At 65.2% G+C, this 14,798-nt stretch carries 16 protein-coding genes; 10 read left to right on the forward strand and 6 right to left on the reverse strand.

Annotated elements, in window-relative coordinates:
* Positions 1-162 precede the first annotated feature (162 nt).
* The 6 genes from ACFMBG_RS10745 to ACFMBG_RS10770 all read left to right on the forward strand — a co-directional run bounded on the left by ACFMBG_RS10745 (position 163) and on the right by ACFMBG_RS10770 (position 7,154).
* On the forward strand, positions 163-597 hold the full coding sequence (locus ACFMBG_RS10745; RefSeq protein ID WP_421054688.1) for a hypothetical protein: 435 nt from the start codon (positions 163-165) through the stop codon (positions 595-597).
* A 426-nt stretch (positions 598-1,023) separates the two neighbouring features.
* Positions 1,024-2,037 carry a Hint domain-containing protein gene (locus ACFMBG_RS10750; RefSeq protein WP_421054689.1) on the forward strand — a complete coding sequence of 338 codons (1,014 nt, stop codon included), beginning with the start codon at positions 1,024-1,026 and terminating at the stop codon, positions 2,035-2,037.
* A gap of 73 nt (positions 2,038-2,110) precedes the next feature.
* Positions 2,111-3,790, forward strand: a complete 1,680-nt coding sequence (locus tag ACFMBG_RS10755) for an adenylate/guanylate cyclase domain-containing protein (protein ID WP_421054690.1) — start codon at positions 2,111-2,113, stop codon at positions 3,788-3,790.
* A gap of 234 nt (positions 3,791-4,024) precedes the next feature.
* Entirely contained in the window at positions 4,025-6,100 is a 2,076-nt protein-coding gene (locus ACFMBG_RS10760; RefSeq protein WP_421054691.1) for a bifunctional sulfate adenylyltransferase/adenylylsulfate kinase, read from the forward strand.
* A 152-nt stretch (positions 6,101-6,252) separates the two neighbouring features.
* Positions 6,253-7,023 carry a hypothetical protein gene (locus ACFMBG_RS10765; RefSeq protein WP_421054692.1) on the forward strand — a complete coding sequence of 257 codons (771 nt, stop codon included), beginning with the start codon at positions 6,253-6,255 and terminating at the stop codon, positions 7,021-7,023.
* Positions 7,020-7,154 carry a hypothetical protein gene (locus ACFMBG_RS10770; RefSeq protein WP_421054703.1) on the forward strand — a complete coding sequence of 45 codons (135 nt, stop codon included), beginning with the start codon at positions 7,020-7,022 and terminating at the stop codon, positions 7,152-7,154. Before ACFMBG_RS10765 ends, ACFMBG_RS10770 begins: the two co-directional genes overlap by 4 nt.
* 64 nt (positions 7,155-7,218) lie before the next feature.
* On the opposite strand, the gene ACFMBG_RS10775 is transcribed toward ACFMBG_RS10770, so the two are convergent.
* The gene (locus ACFMBG_RS10775; RefSeq protein WP_421054693.1) at positions 7,219-8,259 is read right to left on the reverse strand and encodes a hypothetical protein; all 1,041 of its coding nucleotides are present in this window, start codon (positions 8,257-8,259) and stop codon (positions 7,219-7,221) included.
* 70 nt (positions 8,260-8,329) lie between these two features.
* On the opposite strand from ACFMBG_RS10775, the gene ACFMBG_RS10780 reads away from it, so the two are divergent.
* On the forward strand, positions 8,330-8,638 hold the full coding sequence (locus tag ACFMBG_RS10780) for a hypothetical protein (protein WP_421054694.1): 309 nt from the start codon (positions 8,330-8,332) through the stop codon (positions 8,636-8,638).
* Positions 8,639-8,648: 10 nt separating this feature from the next.
* Positions 8,649-9,425 (forward strand): hypothetical protein, encoded by a 777-nt coding sequence (locus ACFMBG_RS10785; RefSeq protein ID WP_421054695.1) that lies wholly within the window; start codon positions 8,649-8,651, stop codon positions 9,423-9,425.
* Positions 9,426-9,441: 16 nt separating this feature from the next.
* On the opposite strand, the gene ACFMBG_RS10790 is transcribed toward ACFMBG_RS10785, so the two are convergent.
* The 4 genes from ACFMBG_RS10790 to ACFMBG_RS10805 all read right to left on the reverse strand — a co-directional run bounded on the left by ACFMBG_RS10790 (position 9,442) and on the right by ACFMBG_RS10805 (position 12,249).
* Positions 9,442-10,326 (reverse strand): PhzF family phenazine biosynthesis protein, encoded by an 885-nt coding sequence (locus ACFMBG_RS10790; protein ID WP_421054696.1) that lies wholly within the window; start codon positions 10,324-10,326, stop codon positions 9,442-9,444.
* Complete coding sequence (locus ACFMBG_RS10795; RefSeq protein WP_421054697.1) at positions 10,326-11,495, reverse strand: peptidoglycan-binding domain-containing protein; 1,170 nt, start codon at positions 11,493-11,495, stop codon at positions 10,326-10,328. Before ACFMBG_RS10795 ends, ACFMBG_RS10790 begins: the two co-directional genes overlap by 1 nt.
* Positions 11,496-11,605: 110 nt before the next feature.
* Positions 11,606-11,830: a DUF1150 family protein gene (locus tag ACFMBG_RS10800; RefSeq protein WP_421054698.1), complete on the reverse strand. Its 225-nt coding sequence runs from the start codon at positions 11,828-11,830 to the stop codon at positions 11,606-11,608.
* Positions 11,831-11,835: 5 nt separating this feature from the next.
* Positions 11,836-12,249: an Hsp20 family protein gene (locus ACFMBG_RS10805; RefSeq protein ID WP_421054699.1), complete on the reverse strand. Its 414-nt coding sequence runs from the start codon at positions 12,247-12,249 to the stop codon at positions 11,836-11,838.
* A gap of 181 nt (positions 12,250-12,430) precedes the next feature.
* On the opposite strand from ACFMBG_RS10805, the gene ACFMBG_RS10810 reads away from it, so the two are divergent.
* Both ACFMBG_RS10810 and ACFMBG_RS10815 read left to right on the forward strand, forming a co-directional pair.
* The gene (locus tag ACFMBG_RS10810; RefSeq protein WP_421054700.1) at positions 12,431-12,655 is read left to right on the forward strand and encodes a YdcH family protein; all 225 of its coding nucleotides are present in this window, start codon (positions 12,431-12,433) and stop codon (positions 12,653-12,655) included.
* Between the two features lie 436 nt (positions 12,656-13,091).
* A complete protein-coding gene (locus ACFMBG_RS10815; protein ID WP_421054701.1) occupies positions 13,092-14,375 on the forward strand; it encodes a uracil-xanthine permease family protein in 1,284 nt (427 codons plus the stop codon).
* Positions 14,376-14,411: 36 nt separating this feature from the next.
* Here the strand turns inward: ACFMBG_RS10815 and ACFMBG_RS10820 are convergent.
* On the reverse strand, positions 14,412-14,798 hold a 387-nt coding region (locus tag ACFMBG_RS10820), incomplete at its 5' end, for a DUF1272 domain-containing protein (protein ID WP_421054702.1).

The following is a 14,798-nucleotide window of genomic DNA, read 5'->3' on the forward strand; positions in this document are numbered from 1 at the left end:
CGCCTCCGCTGCGGGCGGCGGTCAGTCTAGCCCGCCCTTGGGCTCAGCCCCCAGTATCCGTCCTCTCCCCTCTCCTTACGTTGAAGGCAAACCTGCCTTGCCTTCCGCCGCCGGATGGTCTCAAGGTCCTGCCCATTGCATTTTCAACCAAGGAGATTCCTGATGTTCATTCCCGGCATCCGTACCGTTCTGGCCTGCGCCGGCCTTTGCGCCGCGCTGGCCGCCTGTTCCGACCCCGAAACCCGCGCCCGCCACGACGCCATGCGCGCCAAGCTCAACACCTCTGACAGCCGCCATCAGGCGCTGCTCGCGATGCCGCTGCTGGACTATTACCAGACCACCATCGTCGCCTCCCGGATCGGCGCCCGCTGCGCGGGCCTGTCGCACAACGCCATTGCCGACCTTGAGCTCAATGAGCGCCGCAATGAAATGGGCCGCGGCTCCTTCTCCGCCATCGGCAGGAAGAAGGAAATCCTGGCAGCGGCCGACGCCCGCGAACAGGCCGTCGTGCGCCAGTACGGCTCGCTCTGCGCGGCCGGCCAGCAGGAATTTGCACGGGGCAGCTCCCCCATGTCCTATCTGCTGACCAGCTCCTGATCCTTTCAGCAAGGGAGCGGCAGCCCCGCTGCCCCTTCCGCCCCCTGGAACCGGACCGCCCCTGGCACCACATCTGCATGCGCCAAGCCTGGCGCGCTCCTGCCGCCGCCTCCTGCGGGGCCGGCCCTTAACACAATCAGCGCCCTGTCGCTGAGCATCCCGCTCTCAGCACAACCTTTGGCCGCGGACGGCCGCCGCCACATCTTTGCCGGAGCCGCTCCCCCCATTGAGAAACAGAATTCCCCCAGCCCCACAGCCTGCAAGCCATTGTTAAAATGCAACTTAATCGCTGCAGAGCCTTAACCCGGCATTAGCGGTTGTGCCGTAAAAAATTACGGAAAATTACCGCAGTCAAATCCATTTCCGCCGGGGGGCGTGCTCATGGCAATTCGCACTTTAAGCGCATTCAACGCGAACGCGTTCACTGTGGATAGCAGCTCCCCCTACATGTCCTCGGGCAGCTCGATCATCAACAACTCGGACACGCCGGCCGGGACAGTCTTCACCTACGATTCCAGCTACGCCATCGAACAAGTCACACTGGATGACACCGGCGGCGACGCCGATATCATGGAAGACGACATGGCGGGCAGCCACACCATCGTCGACGGCGGCTCCATGGTGGCCAGCGGCATTCCGGTCGAGGCCGAATCGCACCACTACGTGCAAGAGCTCGACGCAGACGGCAATCCCTTCGGCCCGGTCATCACCATCACCGTGTTTTCCCAGAACGGCGACACATCCGATATCTGGGGCTTTTCGACCGACACCCCGCTGAAGGATGGCGCCCGCTACGAGAAAATTTCCGGCAGCAACTCCGGCTCTTCGGAATACTCCAGCTTTGTGCCCTGCTTCGTGACCGGCACCACGATCTGCACCGATCAGGGCCTGCGCCCGGTGGAGCGGCTGCGCCCCGGAGACATGGTGCTGACCCGGGACAACGGGTTCCAGCCGGTGCTCTGGGCCGGCCTCCGCCAGGTCGGCCGCGGCTGGCTGCAGGCCTGCCCGCATCTGCAGCCGGTGCGGATCGCCGCCAACGCCTTCGGCCCCGGCCAGCCCGCCCGGGATCTGTGGGTGTCGCCGCAGCACCGGCTGCTGCTGACCGGGGCGGACTGCCAGATGCTGTTCTGCGAGCCGGAGGTGTTCGCCGCCGCCAGCCACCTGCAGGCGCACCCCGGCGTCAGCCAGCAGCAGGTGGCCCGCACCACCTACGTGCACCTGCTGTTCAGCCGCCATCAGGCCGTGTTCTCCAACGGCATGTGGACCGAGAGCTTTCAGCCGGGCGCCCGCGTTCTGGGCACAGACGCAGGCGCCACGCGGCAGGAAATCCTGGAGCTGTTCCCGGACCTGGCCCGCGACGAGGGCAGCAGCTACCCGGCGGCCCGCATGGTTCTGAAACAGCAGGAAAGCAGCCTGCTGGCCGCGCTGCCGCAGGCCTGACGCGCCTGCCGCCTTGACCGGCGCGCGCGCGCCCCGCAGTCTGCCCCGGACACCGCGAGACAGGAGGACCGGAGTGGCAAGCGCGCTCTGGCAGGGCAATTGGATCAGCCGCACCCGGATCATCACCGGGCTGGTGCTGTTCACTTATGCCTTCTTCCATTTCATCAATATCGGCCTGGGGCTGCTGTCCCCGGTCTGGATGGAGGAGTTTCAGGACGCCCGCCAGCTGATCACCCGCAGCGCCCTGGGCAGCCTCATCCTCTATGCCTCACTGATCCTGCACGCCGGTCTGGCGCTGTGGAGCCTGGCCCGCCGCCGCAGCCTCAGGATGCGGCCCGGCGAGGCGCTGCAGACCCTGCTCGGCTTCCTGATCCCTTTGCAGCTGCTCAGCCATATTGTTTTCACCCGCTATTCGCATGATTTCTACGGCGTCAACGACGAGATGCCCTATGTGATCGTGCTGATGTGGGCCTCGCCCGAGGCCTGGCAGCAAAGCCTCTTGCTGCTGGCCGTGTGGGTCCACGGCTGCATCGGCCTGCACTACTGGCTGCGCCTGACCCGCTGGTGGCGGCGGCTGATCCCCTGGCTGACGGGGCTGGCGGTGCTTATCCCCGGCTTCGCCCTCGCCGGTTTCCTGACCGAAGGCCGCCGCATCTACGGCCTGTTCGCTGAGGGCAGCCAGCGCCCGGCGCTGATGGAGGACTTCAACTGGCCCAGCCGGGAGGATTTTGCCGCATTGTTCCAGGTGGACAGCGCCTGGTTCACGGCTTTCCTGATCCTGCTGGGCCTGGCGGCGGCAGCCCATGTCCTGAACCGGCTGCTGCGGCGGCGCCGGGCGGTGCGCATCCGCTATGCCTTCGGCCCCGAGATCCGCGCCGAACGCGGCCTGACCCTGCTGGAGATGTCCCAGGCCAACGGCGTCCACCACACCTCGCTCTGCGGCGGCAAGGGGCGCTGCACTACCTGCCGGGTGGTGGTGGACGAAGGCGGCGAAACCCTGCCGCCGCCCGCCCCGCCCGAGGCCCGCAGCCTGGCCCGGGTCAAGGCGCCGGCCAGCATGCGGCTGGCCTGCCAGATCCGCCCGCAGGCGCCGCTCACCGTCACCCGCATGTTCCGCCCGGACGGCAGCAAGGGCCGCGCCCATGCCAGCCAGGGCAGCGAACAGCAGCTCGCCGTCCTGTTCCTCGACATGCGCGGCTTCACCGCCCGCACCTCCGGCCAGCTGCCCTATGACGTGGTCTTCCTGCTCAACCGCTTCTTCGACGCCATCGTCCCCGCCATCACCGAGGCGGGCGGCACCGTCGACAAATACCTCGGCGACGGCCTCCTGGCGCTGTTCGAGGCCCCAAGCCCGGCCCGCTCCGCCCAGGCGGCGCTGGATGCCGCCGCCGCCATCGGCACCGCGCTTCAGGATTTCAATGCCCGGCTGGCGGCAGACGGCGAGCCGGAAATCCGCATCGGCATCGGCATCCATCTCGGCCAGCTGGTGCTCGGCGAGATCGGCAGCGCCGGCCATGCCCCGCGCACCATCATCGGCGGCAGCGTCAACACCGCCAGCCGCCTGGAGGCCAAGACCAAGGACCTGGGAATCGAACTGCTGATTTCCGCCCGCGTCCTGCAAACCGCGGGCTACGCGCCGGACCGGTTTGCCCTGCAGGAGTTCCAGCTCAGGGGCGTATCCAAGCCGCTGGCTGCACTTCCGGTTGAGCACGCGGCCGCATTGCCGCGGCTGCTCGCCAGGGAACAGGGTTGAGCCAGCGCCCCTGCAGCGGGAACACCTGTTTGGCGCTTGGCGCCAGCCTTGGACGATGCAATCCGGCAGGCAAGCCGCAGGGGAATATTCTGCCGCACACACGGATGCGTTGCAGCAATACAACTTAGCAAAAAATCGCCAATCCGGCCAAGATTGCCCTTTGCTTCCGGGGCAAACCATGCAATGCGTTCACGCGTGAACACACTTTTAACCCGCTGACGCTACTGCTGCCCCGTGACCGACACCGCACCCATATCCTCCCCGGAAGGCGAAGACCTGCTGTTCCGTCTCCTGCGCCAGCTCGATGCGGCGCCGGATGCTTCGCAGCGGGCCACTGCCGCAGCGCTGGGGATTTCGCTGGGGCGGCTGAACACTCAGCTGCGCCACGCGGCGGACAGCGGCCTGATTACCATCAGCGCCCGGCCCGGCCCCGACAAGCGCCAGCGGTTTGCCTATTCGCTGACCACCCGGGGCGCTGCGGAAAAACTGCGTCTCACCGATCAATTCCTTGCCCGCAAGCTCGCAGAATACAACGCGCTGCATGCGGAACTCACCGGCTCCGCTAGCGGCCTCCCCCCTCTCAAACACAGGACCAACCCGATGCAAAGCAACCTGGCTCCGATTCCCGAGCTCTATGTCTCCTACGAAAGCGCGCAGAAACTGAAGGTCGAAGCGGCTGACCTGGTCAGCTGGGACCTGACCCCGCGCCAGATCTGCGACCTGGAACTGCTGATGAACGGCGGCTTCAACCCGCTGAAGGGCTTCCTGTCCGAAGCCGACTACAACAGCGTCGTCGACACCATGCGCCTGACCGACGGCGCGCTGTGGCCGATGCCGATCACCCTGGACGTCTCCGAAGACTTCGCCGCCAAGCTGGAAGCGGGCCAGGACATCGCCCTGCGCGACCAGGAAGGCGTGATCCTCGCCACCATGACCGTCACCGACAACTGGGTGCCGAACAAGGCGAAAGAGGCCGAGAAGGTCTTCGGCGCCGATGACGACGCCCACCCGGCGGTGAACTACCTGCACAACACCGCAGGCAAGGTCTATCTGGGCGGCCCGGTCACCGGCATCCAGCAGCCCGTCCACTATGACTTCCGCGGCCGCCGCGACACCCCGAACGAGCTGCGCGCCTACTTCCGCAAGCTGGGCTGGACCAAGGTTGTCGCCTTCCAGACCCGCAACCCGCTGCACCGCGCCCACCAGGAGCTGACCTTCCGCGCCGCCCGCGAAGCCCAGGCCAACCTGCTGATCCACCCGGTTGTCGGCATGACCAAGCCGGGCGACGTCGACCACTTCACCCGCGTCCGCTGCTACGAGGCGGTGCTGGACAAGTACCCGGCGGCCACCACCTCCATGTCGCTCCTGAACCTGGCCATGCGCATGGCCGGCCCGCGCGAGGCGGTCTGGCACGGCCTGATCCGCAAGAACCACGGCTGCACCCATTTCATCGTCGGCCGCGACCACGCAGGCCCCGGCAAGAACTCCGCCGGCGACGATTTCTACGGCCCCTATGACGCGCAGGACCTGTTCCGCGAGTTCCAGAAGGAAATGGGCATCGAAATGGTCGACTTCAAACACATGGTCTATGTGCAGGAGCGCGCCCAGTACGAGCCGAACGACGAGATCGCCGACCGCGACAACGTCACCATCCTGAACATCTCCGGCACCGAACTGCGCCGCCGCCTGGCCGAGGGCCTGGAAATCCCCGAGTGGTTCTCCTTCCCCGAGGTGGTCGCTGAGCTGCGCAAGACCAAGCCGCCGCGCTCCAAGCAGGGCTTCACCGTGTTCTTCACCGGCTTCTCCGGCTCCGGCAAATCCACCATCGCCAACGCGCTGATGGTCAAGCTGATGGAAATGGGCGGCCGCCCGGTCACCCTGCTGGACGGCGACATCGTGCGTAAGAACCTGTCGAGCGAGCTGGGCTTCTCCAAGGAGCACCGCGACCTCAACATCCGCCGCATCGGTTATGTGGCCTCCGAGATCACCAAGAACGGCGGCATCGCCATCTGCGCCCCGATCGCGCCCTACGCCACCACCCGCCGCGCCGTGCGCGAGGACATCGAGCAGTTCGGCGCCTTCGTCGAAGTGCACGTTGCCACCTCGATCGAGGAATGCGAGCGCCGCGACCGCAAGGGCCTGTATAAACTGGCCCGCGAAGGCAAGATCAAGGAGTTCACCGGCATCTCCGACCCCTACGACGTGCCGCAGAACCCGGAACTGTCGGTCGAGACCGAAAACGTCGACGTCGACAACTGCGCCCACCAAGTGCTGCTCAAGCTGGAAAGCATGGGCCTGATCAAGGCCTGAGCCTGACGGCAGCGAGAAACAGGAACGGCCCGCCATTTGGCGGGCCGTTTTCCGTTTGACAGGCCTTGAGCATTCGCAGCCGCAGCCCCCCCCCCCTGTCCCTCGTGGCTCGGCGGGCAGCACCTCCGCTTCCGGCAGGTAACTAGCCGGTAATGGCCTGCACCGCTCAAGCGGCCTCTGTCGCCGGCCAACTTCCGCCATTTTCCCAAGGCAAACCGGTGTCAGCGTTTCAATTACAAACCTTAGAGATTCGCCTTATGTCCAATGCAGATTTTCAAAATCGTTTGCAGCGCATCAAAGAAAAAGTACCGCAGCAACAGCCCGCGGACCTGTGCACGCCGCAAGCGGAGCAGGCCCGGTCGGCGAAGATAAACTACGGCCTTCTGGTCTTGAGCGGGGCCGCTACGGTGCTTGGTTTTCAAGCCGTGAAATACACCAATGGAAATTTCCAGGCGATCAGGGACAGCATAGGGACCGCTGCGTCGGTTGGGCTGGGCCTTGCGACATATGTTGTTTGCCTGGCCGGGATCGTTGCGATGGCACGCGCAGTATTCAAAAAACGCATCGCGCAGCCCGTGGTGCAGGCCAGCAAACGAGCTTGTTTGCTATCTTCAATTTCCGGTTTCGGTCTCGGAACGTTTGCGTGTCTCATTATGTTCATGTCAGCGGCGGCAAGGTTCGTCGAAACAGAAACAGCCCAGAACTTTTCGTTTGGCAGCAGTCTGACTGCCTTTGTTCTCTTTCTTCTGTCCGCACTGTTCGGCCTGGTGGGGCTATTCTTCCGCGGCTACACGCTAGGCAGATACGCGCTATGGCGCGTTCCGGTCTATTTCCTGTCTGGCGGGGCGCTGACCTATGCCGCTGTCCGGCTTGCCGGGATCAACATGCTTAAATGGCCGTCTTTCATTGCGATGCTGCAATGATCCGTCTCGCCGGAACCCGCTGGGTGCCGCAGAACCCGGAACTGTCGGTCGAGACCGAAAACGTCGACGTCGACAACTGCGCCCACCAGGTGCTGCTCAAGCTGGAAAGCAGGGGCCTGATCAAGGCCTGAGCCTGACGGCAGCGAGAAACAGGAACGGCCCGCCATTTGGCGGGCCGTTTCTTGTGAACGCGGGTTACTTGCCGGCCATAAAGGCCTTGGCTTGCGCCAGATCCCTGCGCAGGGTTTCGAACTCACTGGAATAGGTCCCCAGGGACATCCCGAAGGCAGCCCGGAACGCGGCTTCCCAGGATTTGCCCTGCCCCAGGTAGCGCCAGTAGTTCAGCACCGCATCCTCGCCAAAGCGGTGCGCCAGCAGATACACGGCAAACCGGGCCGTCCGGTACTGTTCCCCGCCCTTCACGGTGCCATAGTTCTGCATCCCCCGCAGGCCCTTGCTGTTCTTGAGCGCAGATTTCTGCAGCTCCTGCAGCGTCAGCTTCCGGTAGCCGCGCTTGACCAGCCAGTTGTATTCCCCAAGCTCAGCACCGCCTTCGACCATCCAGGCCGGTCCGAACCTGCGCCGCGGCGTGTAGTTCTTGCTCAGCACCTTTTCATGGGCCAGCTCCCGCTGAATGTGGTGCATGTACTCATGCGCCATGATCGCCCCCACAACCCGGCGGACCTTTTTCGCCCAGGCGGCGTCATAGCGGCTTTTCAGCGGCCAGCAGATCAGCAGCTGGTCCAGATAGGCCTGGCCGCCGTATTTGCTGCTGGGTGTCTCGCAGATCTTGGCGACATAGGTCGACATCCGCCCGAAGGAGCGGCCGCGCTGGCGCTGCAGACCAACTGCCAGCTGCGCCAGGTCTTCGCCGCTGTCTGCTCCGGCAACGTCCACGCGGCTGGCCGGGTAAATACCGTAGTGGTTCTTGAAAAAGCTCTCAACATCCTGGAACGACTGACGCAGCAAGGCCGTCTGGACACTGCCGGCTCCGCCCTGGCCGGTGACGATCGGCGCTTGGGCCGCCGGCATGTACTTTCTCAGGCCCGGCTGCAGCGCGCCAATTTCCCGGCACCAGCCAACCGCGCTTTTCTCGGTCAGCCGCGGCAGCATGGCAAGCCCCTGCGCTTGCGGATTCTGCTGGCGCAGCGCTTCTGCGCCCTGGCGGGTTGCACCGCTGAGCCTGCCGGTCACGGAAACCCCGTTCACCCCCATGGCGGCAAGCTGGTTCTGCACACAGCTGATGTAGGCCTGTTTGACAGGAGCCCCGGCGGAAACCGCGGCAGGCGCAAGAGGGAGCAGAAGGGTGGCGAGCAAGCGCAAGCTGGCTTTCATGCAATCAATCCTTGGTAATTCTATTCGATATGCAACCTCAAGCTTTACCGGCACGTGCCAATTCATGCCAGCCTCTCAAAACCCTTTTCCCGGAAATTGCGCCGCCGTGGCAAATGCAGCAAAAGACGTGCCCCCGGTCAAAAAGGCAACGGCCGCCCGCCATTTCCCGGGGCAGGCGCAGAACGCCTTCCGCAATCGGCGGAAAATCGCTAATGGTATGGCAAAAATACAGAATTACAGACGGATTTCAGGTGCGAGTAGTTTCTCTTTGGATTGGTGAAGAACTGCCCTTGCTGACACAACTGGCGGTCATGTCCTGGCAGCGCCACACCTGCGGCGTTGACCTCTATGTCACCGACCCTGCCTGCCCGCCCCTGGGCGTGCCGCCCGGCGTCAGCCTGAAACCGGCCGGGGAGATTCTGCCGCTGGACACGCTGGAGCGCCTCAAACCCCTGATCCGCACCCGCTACAGCCCGCGGCAGGAGCGGCTCAGCTATTCCGACATTTTCCGGATCGCCCTTCAGAAACAGGGCCTCGGGCTCTGGCTCGACACCGACGTCATCCTGTTCCGGAATTTCACCCCCGACCCGGCGCGGGCCTGGTTTGCCTTTGATGGCACATCAACGGTAGGCTGCTCCGCCCTCTACTTTCCCCCGGACGACCCCTTTGTCGGCGACTTCCTCAAAGTGCTGGAACATCCGGAACTGTGGCCGGACTGGCTTGGCTTCAAACGGCGGGTGGTCAAGCCCGCACTGCTGCGTGCGCTCGGCCGGAAATTCCGGGCCACCGACCTCGGCATGACGGTCTACGGCAACGAGGCCATGGTGCAGATCCTGAAGCGGCAGAACCGGTTCGGCGAGGCCAAGCCGATGAAATCAATGTACTACCTGCCCGGCGCCAGCTGCGATTTCTACGACCCGGCACACACGGCTTCATTGCTGGGACAGCCGGACATCATCGGCCTGCACGTGCATCAGAAAGGGCCCTCCACGCAGCCGCCCCGCAGCGGCAGCGCGTTTGACCTGACGCTGCGCCAGTACGGGCTGGCAGCGGCAGAACCCGCCTGACCGCCGCCGCCCGCGGTCACAGGGCCGCTGGCAGGTCCACCGTGCCGCGCATCAGCACGAACCCCTCGCCCGCAACCCTTACGCCCTCGATCGCCTCGGCGCTGCCCACACGGGCCACCCGCGCCTGGCCGGGGCGGCCCAGCCCGTGGCCCTGCTCCGCCGTGAACTCTGCGTTCTCCATCAGCCCGTGACGCCACAGGTACGACGCCATTGCGCCGGTGGCCGAGCCGGTGAACGGATCCTCCGGCGGGCTGGGCGGCGCCATCAAGAGGCGCGAGAAGGTATCGCCCGCCTCCGTCGCCCCCTCCAGCGTCACCAGGAAGGGCTCCATCATGTCGATGCCTTCGGCGCCCAGCGACCGGCCCAGCGCCGCCAGCGCCTCCAGGTTCAGCTGTGCCGCCTCCAGCGCCGCCCGGTCGCGCAGCACCGTGACGCAGAACGGCAGCCCGGTGGAGACCTTTTGCGGCCGCCCCACGATGGCCTCCACCGGCAGCGAGATTGCCGCGGCCACCAGGCCTGGATCGGCAAAGGGGCCGAACTCCGGCGCCACCTGGGTCATTTCGATCAGATCGCCGTCCAGCTTGACCGGCACCAGCCCTGCCCCGGTTTCCAGCGTGATGCTATCGCCCTCAAACAGCCCCCGGTCCCGCATCGCCGCCACCGTGGCGATGGTCGGATGGCCGGCAAAGGGGATCTCGCGGCTGGCCAGGAAATAGCGCACCTTGACGTCCGCCACCTCCGACGGGCCGGTAAAGGTGCATTCCACCAGCGAGGTCTCCCGCACATAGGCGGTGCAGACCTCCTCCGGCAGATGCGCGCCGCCATGCACCACCGCACAGCCGTTGCCGCCAAAGGCACGGGAAGAAAACGCATCCACCCAGTCGAAATCAAATTGTGCCATCACGAGTTCCTCCGCCGCATCTTCGATATATAGGCCCTGGCCGACCCGGGCCTCTTGCGCAGCTCCATTACCTGCGCTTCGAATTCGCCCAAGCCGATGCCAAAGGCACCTTGGAACGCCTGGTCCCAGCTCTGGCCGGTGCTGAGCTGCCGCCAGAAAGTGAACAGCGCCTCCTCGCCGCTGATCCGGGTCAGGATATGCACGGCATAGTGCGAAAAGTCATAGTCGCCCTCGGTGCGGACCGTGTTGTGCGCCCGCATTCCCTTCAGGCTCTGCTCCGATTTCAGCGACATGTCCCGCAGCTCGGACAGGCCCGGCGCCCGCAGGCGGAGAGCCTTCTTGCCGAACCGCGCCGCCACAACTTCCGCGCTGCCCTCCACCAGCCAGGACGGCCCCATGCGGGCGCGCACCGCAGTTGCGTTGAAGCCTTCGGAACGGGCACCGCCCAGCTCCGCCTGAACCAGGTGCATGTATTCATGCGCCATCATCCCCCCCAGCCATTTGCGGGAGCGCTTGAGCCAGGCCTTGTCCGCCTGATGCGGATTGTCCCAGCAGATATACATGAACTTGAGATAAGCCGCCCCCGCCACGCCGAAGGGGTTTTTGCAATGCGCGGCAATGGACGCATCCGCGTTGAACCTGGCATCGGACATCTGGCTGAGCAGGCGGCGCACATAGCCCTGAACCGTCTTGGTATTGCCAGCCGCGGCAATGCCGATGTTTCCGGCCAGCACGATCCCGTATTCCCGCTCCATGAACCGCAGAACCCGGTCATAGGCCTGCCGGATGCCTTTCTCCGCATTGGGCGAGTCCGCCAGCAGCAGCACCGGCGCCGCCGACGGCATATGCCGGTCCAGGCCGGACCGCAGCGCCGGCAGCTCCCGGCACCAGTGGATGGCGGTTTTCCGGGTCAGCGCGGGAAGCTGTGCCAGGTGCCCGGCGCCGGCACGCGAATGGGACTGCCGCATGGCCTGCAAGGCGCTGCGGGTTGACTGTGTCAGCTGCCCGTCCGCGCGGCCGGGATCATATCCCAGCTCCGCCAGCTGCCCCTGCACGCATTTCACAAACGGGTCAGCCGCGGCGGGTGCCGCCTGTATGCCGGCGGCAAGCGCCAAGGAGAAGGCAAGGCCCAAGACCTGTGCGGCGGGCCGGAATTTGCGGAGTGTCAAAAGTATCTCCCGGAATTCAGTCTCAAAAACAAATCAGGCTCCCAAAATGGGAGCCTGGCTTCTGAAAAATCAAGGTGTTTCCGGCCGTTGCACCGGCCCCTGTGGCAGGATCAATGCACCGCGACCGGGGTCAGGTCGTGCTGCCGCGCCAGCACATAGGCCAGCCGGCGGTCGGTCACCAGCGCCAGCTGGCCGCCGCTGGAATCATGCACCGCATAAAGCTGCTCTTGCCCGGCGGCGTTCATCTGCACTTCCTTGGGCAGGTCCGACACCGCGACCGCCTTCACATAGACAATCCGGTCAGCGCCTTGCTTGAAGTCAAACGGTGTATGCATAGCTCTTACCCCTTCTTGATGCTGATCGTCTGGACAACGGTTTCAGGCCGGGCACGGGTCAGATCCACATGCAGCAGCCCGTTTTCCATCACCGCCTCGCCCACTTCGACGCCGTCGGCCAGCACGAACATGCGCTGGAACTGGCGCGCCGCGATGCCGCGGTGCAGGAACACCCGCCCTTCGCTGTCGTCGCGCTGGCGGCCGCGGATCACCAGCTGGCGGTCCTCGACGGTGATCGCGAGATCCTCCTCGGCGAAACCGGCCACGGCCAGGGTGATGCGGTAGGATAAATCAGAGGTCTGTTCGATATTATACGGCGGATAGCCCTCGTTGCCCGATTTTGCCGAGCGTTCCAGAAGGCGTTCCAGCTGCTCGAACCCCAGCATATGCGGGTAGGAGCCCAAGGTAAGTTTCGACACGTTGTTCGTCCTTTTTGCCAAAGCGACGGATGCTTACGGCCCCGCTCACGGCAGCCGCCTGCAGAGGAATATGGGAAGTTCCTGCTGGATTCACAAGAGCATGTGCTCATAGGTCTAGCGGAAAAGCGGTTAAGGAAGTATCTTCAGCCTCACTTCATTCATCAGCTTTACTGAGTCGCCCATGAACGCACCCACAGATGTGTCGATGAAGACCGATGAGGTCCTCAGGGTTGAGCTGGAGGTTTTCCGCAGGCAGCACCGAGATCTGGACGAGGCGATCACCGCGCTGGAAGAGCGCGGCACCAGCGACCAGCTGACCATCCGCCGCCTGAAGAAACAAAAGCTCATCCTCAAGGACAAGATCGCCTTGATCGAAGACCGGCTGACCCCGGACATTATCGCCTGACGCCGCGCCGGCAGGTCCGGCAGCGCTTTCAGTGCCTGTTGCCCGGTGCCGAAGCCGCCCGGGACCATGCTGCAGAACGCAGCGATTTTTCCAAACAGCAGAAACTCCCGCCCCCTGGCGGTGCAGCCAAGCTGCCCATCCAGGCGTTGGGCGCGGCAGCGCGCCTGCAGGCGCGCTGCGGTCCCGCCTGCCAGCCGGCCCGAGCGTACCGAGGCAAGCCAAGCAAACCCCGCCTCCGGGCGCGGTTGCGCCAGCTGTGCCCGGTTCAGCCCCCCCGTCCACCCGATCCGCGGCAGGCCGTCTGCCGCCCCCGGATTATCCGCCTTACCGGATGGTCAAACAGGCAATTACCCGCTAGGAGCAGCCCGATTGTCTCTGGCGGCTTCTTTGCGAAGCCTCCGGAAGCAAGCCTCTGAACAAAAATACGAGCGAGACAATGACCGCTGCGAGGGAACAATTCCCGGCACCTGAGATGCAGGCTGCCGATTACAACTTCACACCGAAACAAGCGCTGGCCGGCGCCCAGATGCTGTTTGTCGCCTTTGGCGCGCTGGTGCTGGTGCCGCTGCTCACAGGCCTTGACCCCAGCGTCGCGCTGTTCACCGCGGGCCTCGGCACGCTGATCTTCCAGATCGTGACCCGCGGCCAGGTGCCGGTGTTCCTGGCGTCTTCTTTCGCCTTCATCGCGCCGATCATCTACGGCGTGCAGACCTGGGGCATGGCCGCCACCACCGGCGGCCTCGCGGCGGCGGGGCTGCTCTACGTGGCGCTCAGCTTTGCCATCCGCGCCTTTGGCGCAGGCTTCCTGCACCGGCTGCTGCCGCCCGTGGTGGTCGGCCCCGTCATCATGGTGATCGGCCTGTCGCTGGCGCCGGTTGCGGTCAACATGGCCACCGGCCTGGCGGGCGACACCCAGGTGATGCCGCGCAACACAGCGCTGCTGCTGGCTGCCATCTCGCTCGGCACCACCATGCTGACCGCGATCCTCGGCCGCGGCATGATGCGCATCGTGCCGATCCTGGCCGGTGTCGCCGCGGGCTACACCGCCGCCCTGATCCTGGGCGCCGCCACCGGCGAAACCCTCGTCAGCACCGCGGCCGTGGCCGATGCGCCCTGGTTCAAACTCCCCGGCTTTGCCGCGCCCGAGTTCAACCTCGCCGCCATCCTGTTCATCCTGCCGGTCGCCATCGCCCCCGCGATCGAGCATTTCGGCGACATCCTGGCGATCTCCAACGTGACCAAGCGCGACTACATGGAGAAGCCGGGCATCCAGAACACCATGCTGGGCGACGGCCTCGCCACCGCCGCCGCGGGCCTCTTGGGCGGGCCGCCCAACACCACCTATTCCGAGGTGACCGGCGCCGTGACCCTGACCCGCGCCTTCAACCCGGCGATCATGACCTGGGCGGCGCTGTTCGCCATTGCGCTGTCCTTCGTGGGCAAGCTCTCCGGTGCGCTGTCGACGATCCCGATGCCGGTGATGGGCGGCATCATGATCCTGCTCTTCGGCATGGTCACCGTGGTCGGCCTGTCGGTTCTGGCGAAACTGGGCGAGGCCCTCTCCGAAGCCCGCAACATGGTGATCATCTCCACCGTGCTGATCATCGGCCTCGGCGGCCTGACGCTGCAGTTCGGCGAAGGCTTCACCCTGGCAGGCATCGGCCTCTCCGGCGTCGCGGGCCTGCTGCTGAACCTGATCCTGCCGCAGCAGCGGGACTGATCCCATAACGCGCCGGAGCCGTCCAGGCGGCTCCGGTTACCGCTCCTCCGGCCGCAAGTGCCGGATGCGCGCCACATGCGCGGCAATCTCCTCGCGGCTGAACTTGGAATGCACCCGCTTCTCAGAGGCCGGGTGGTGCCCCAGCCCCAGCTTCAGCTCATCCCGCCAGGCCTGTTTCGGCCGGATCGGCCGCGGCGCAAAGCCGCCGCCGCAGGCCGGGCAGACATTGTGCAGCACCGCCTCCACGCAATCCGCGCAATATGTGCACTCATAGCTGCAGATCCGCGCATCCGCCGCATCCGGCGGTAAATCCTTGCCGCACAGCTCGCAATTCGGCCGCAGTTCCAGCATCGCACTCTCCCTCTCCAGCGGCCACCCTGCCCCAGGCTCCTGCAGCGCGCAAGCCTCGCCACCCGGACCGGG

Source organism: Leisingera coralii (assembly GCF_049056525.1).
Lineage (GTDB): Bacteria > Pseudomonadota > Alphaproteobacteria > Rhodobacterales > Rhodobacteraceae > Leisingera > Leisingera coralii.

Excerpts from the sequence above, each read along its gene's own strand:
- ACFMBG_RS10770 (WP_421054703.1), top strand. The coding sequence starts at position 7,020 with ATGATCCGTCTCGCCGGAACCCGCTGGGTGCCGCAGAACCCGGAACTG.
- ACFMBG_RS10745 (WP_421054688.1), top strand. The coding sequence starts at position 163 with ATGTTCATTCCCGGCATCCGTACCGTTCTGGCCTGCGCCGGCCTTTGC.
- ACFMBG_RS10765 (WP_421054692.1), top strand. The coding sequence starts at position 6,253 with ATGGCCTGCACCGCTCAAGCGGCCTCTGTCGCCGGCCAACTTCCGCCA.
- ACFMBG_RS10810 (WP_421054700.1), top strand. The coding sequence starts at position 12,431 with ATGAACGCACCCACAGATGTGTCGATGAAGACCGATGAGGTCCTCAGG.
- ACFMBG_RS10790 (WP_421054696.1), bottom strand. The coding sequence starts at position 10,326 with ATGGCACAATTTGATTTCGACTGGGTGGATGCGTTTTCTTCCCGTGCC.
- ACFMBG_RS10815 (WP_421054701.1), top strand. The coding sequence starts at position 13,092 with ATGACCGCTGCGAGGGAACAATTCCCGGCACCTGAGATGCAGGCTGCC.
- ACFMBG_RS10800 (WP_421054698.1), bottom strand. The coding sequence starts at position 11,830 with ATGCATACACCGTTTGACTTCAAGCAAGGCGCTGACCGGATTGTCTAT.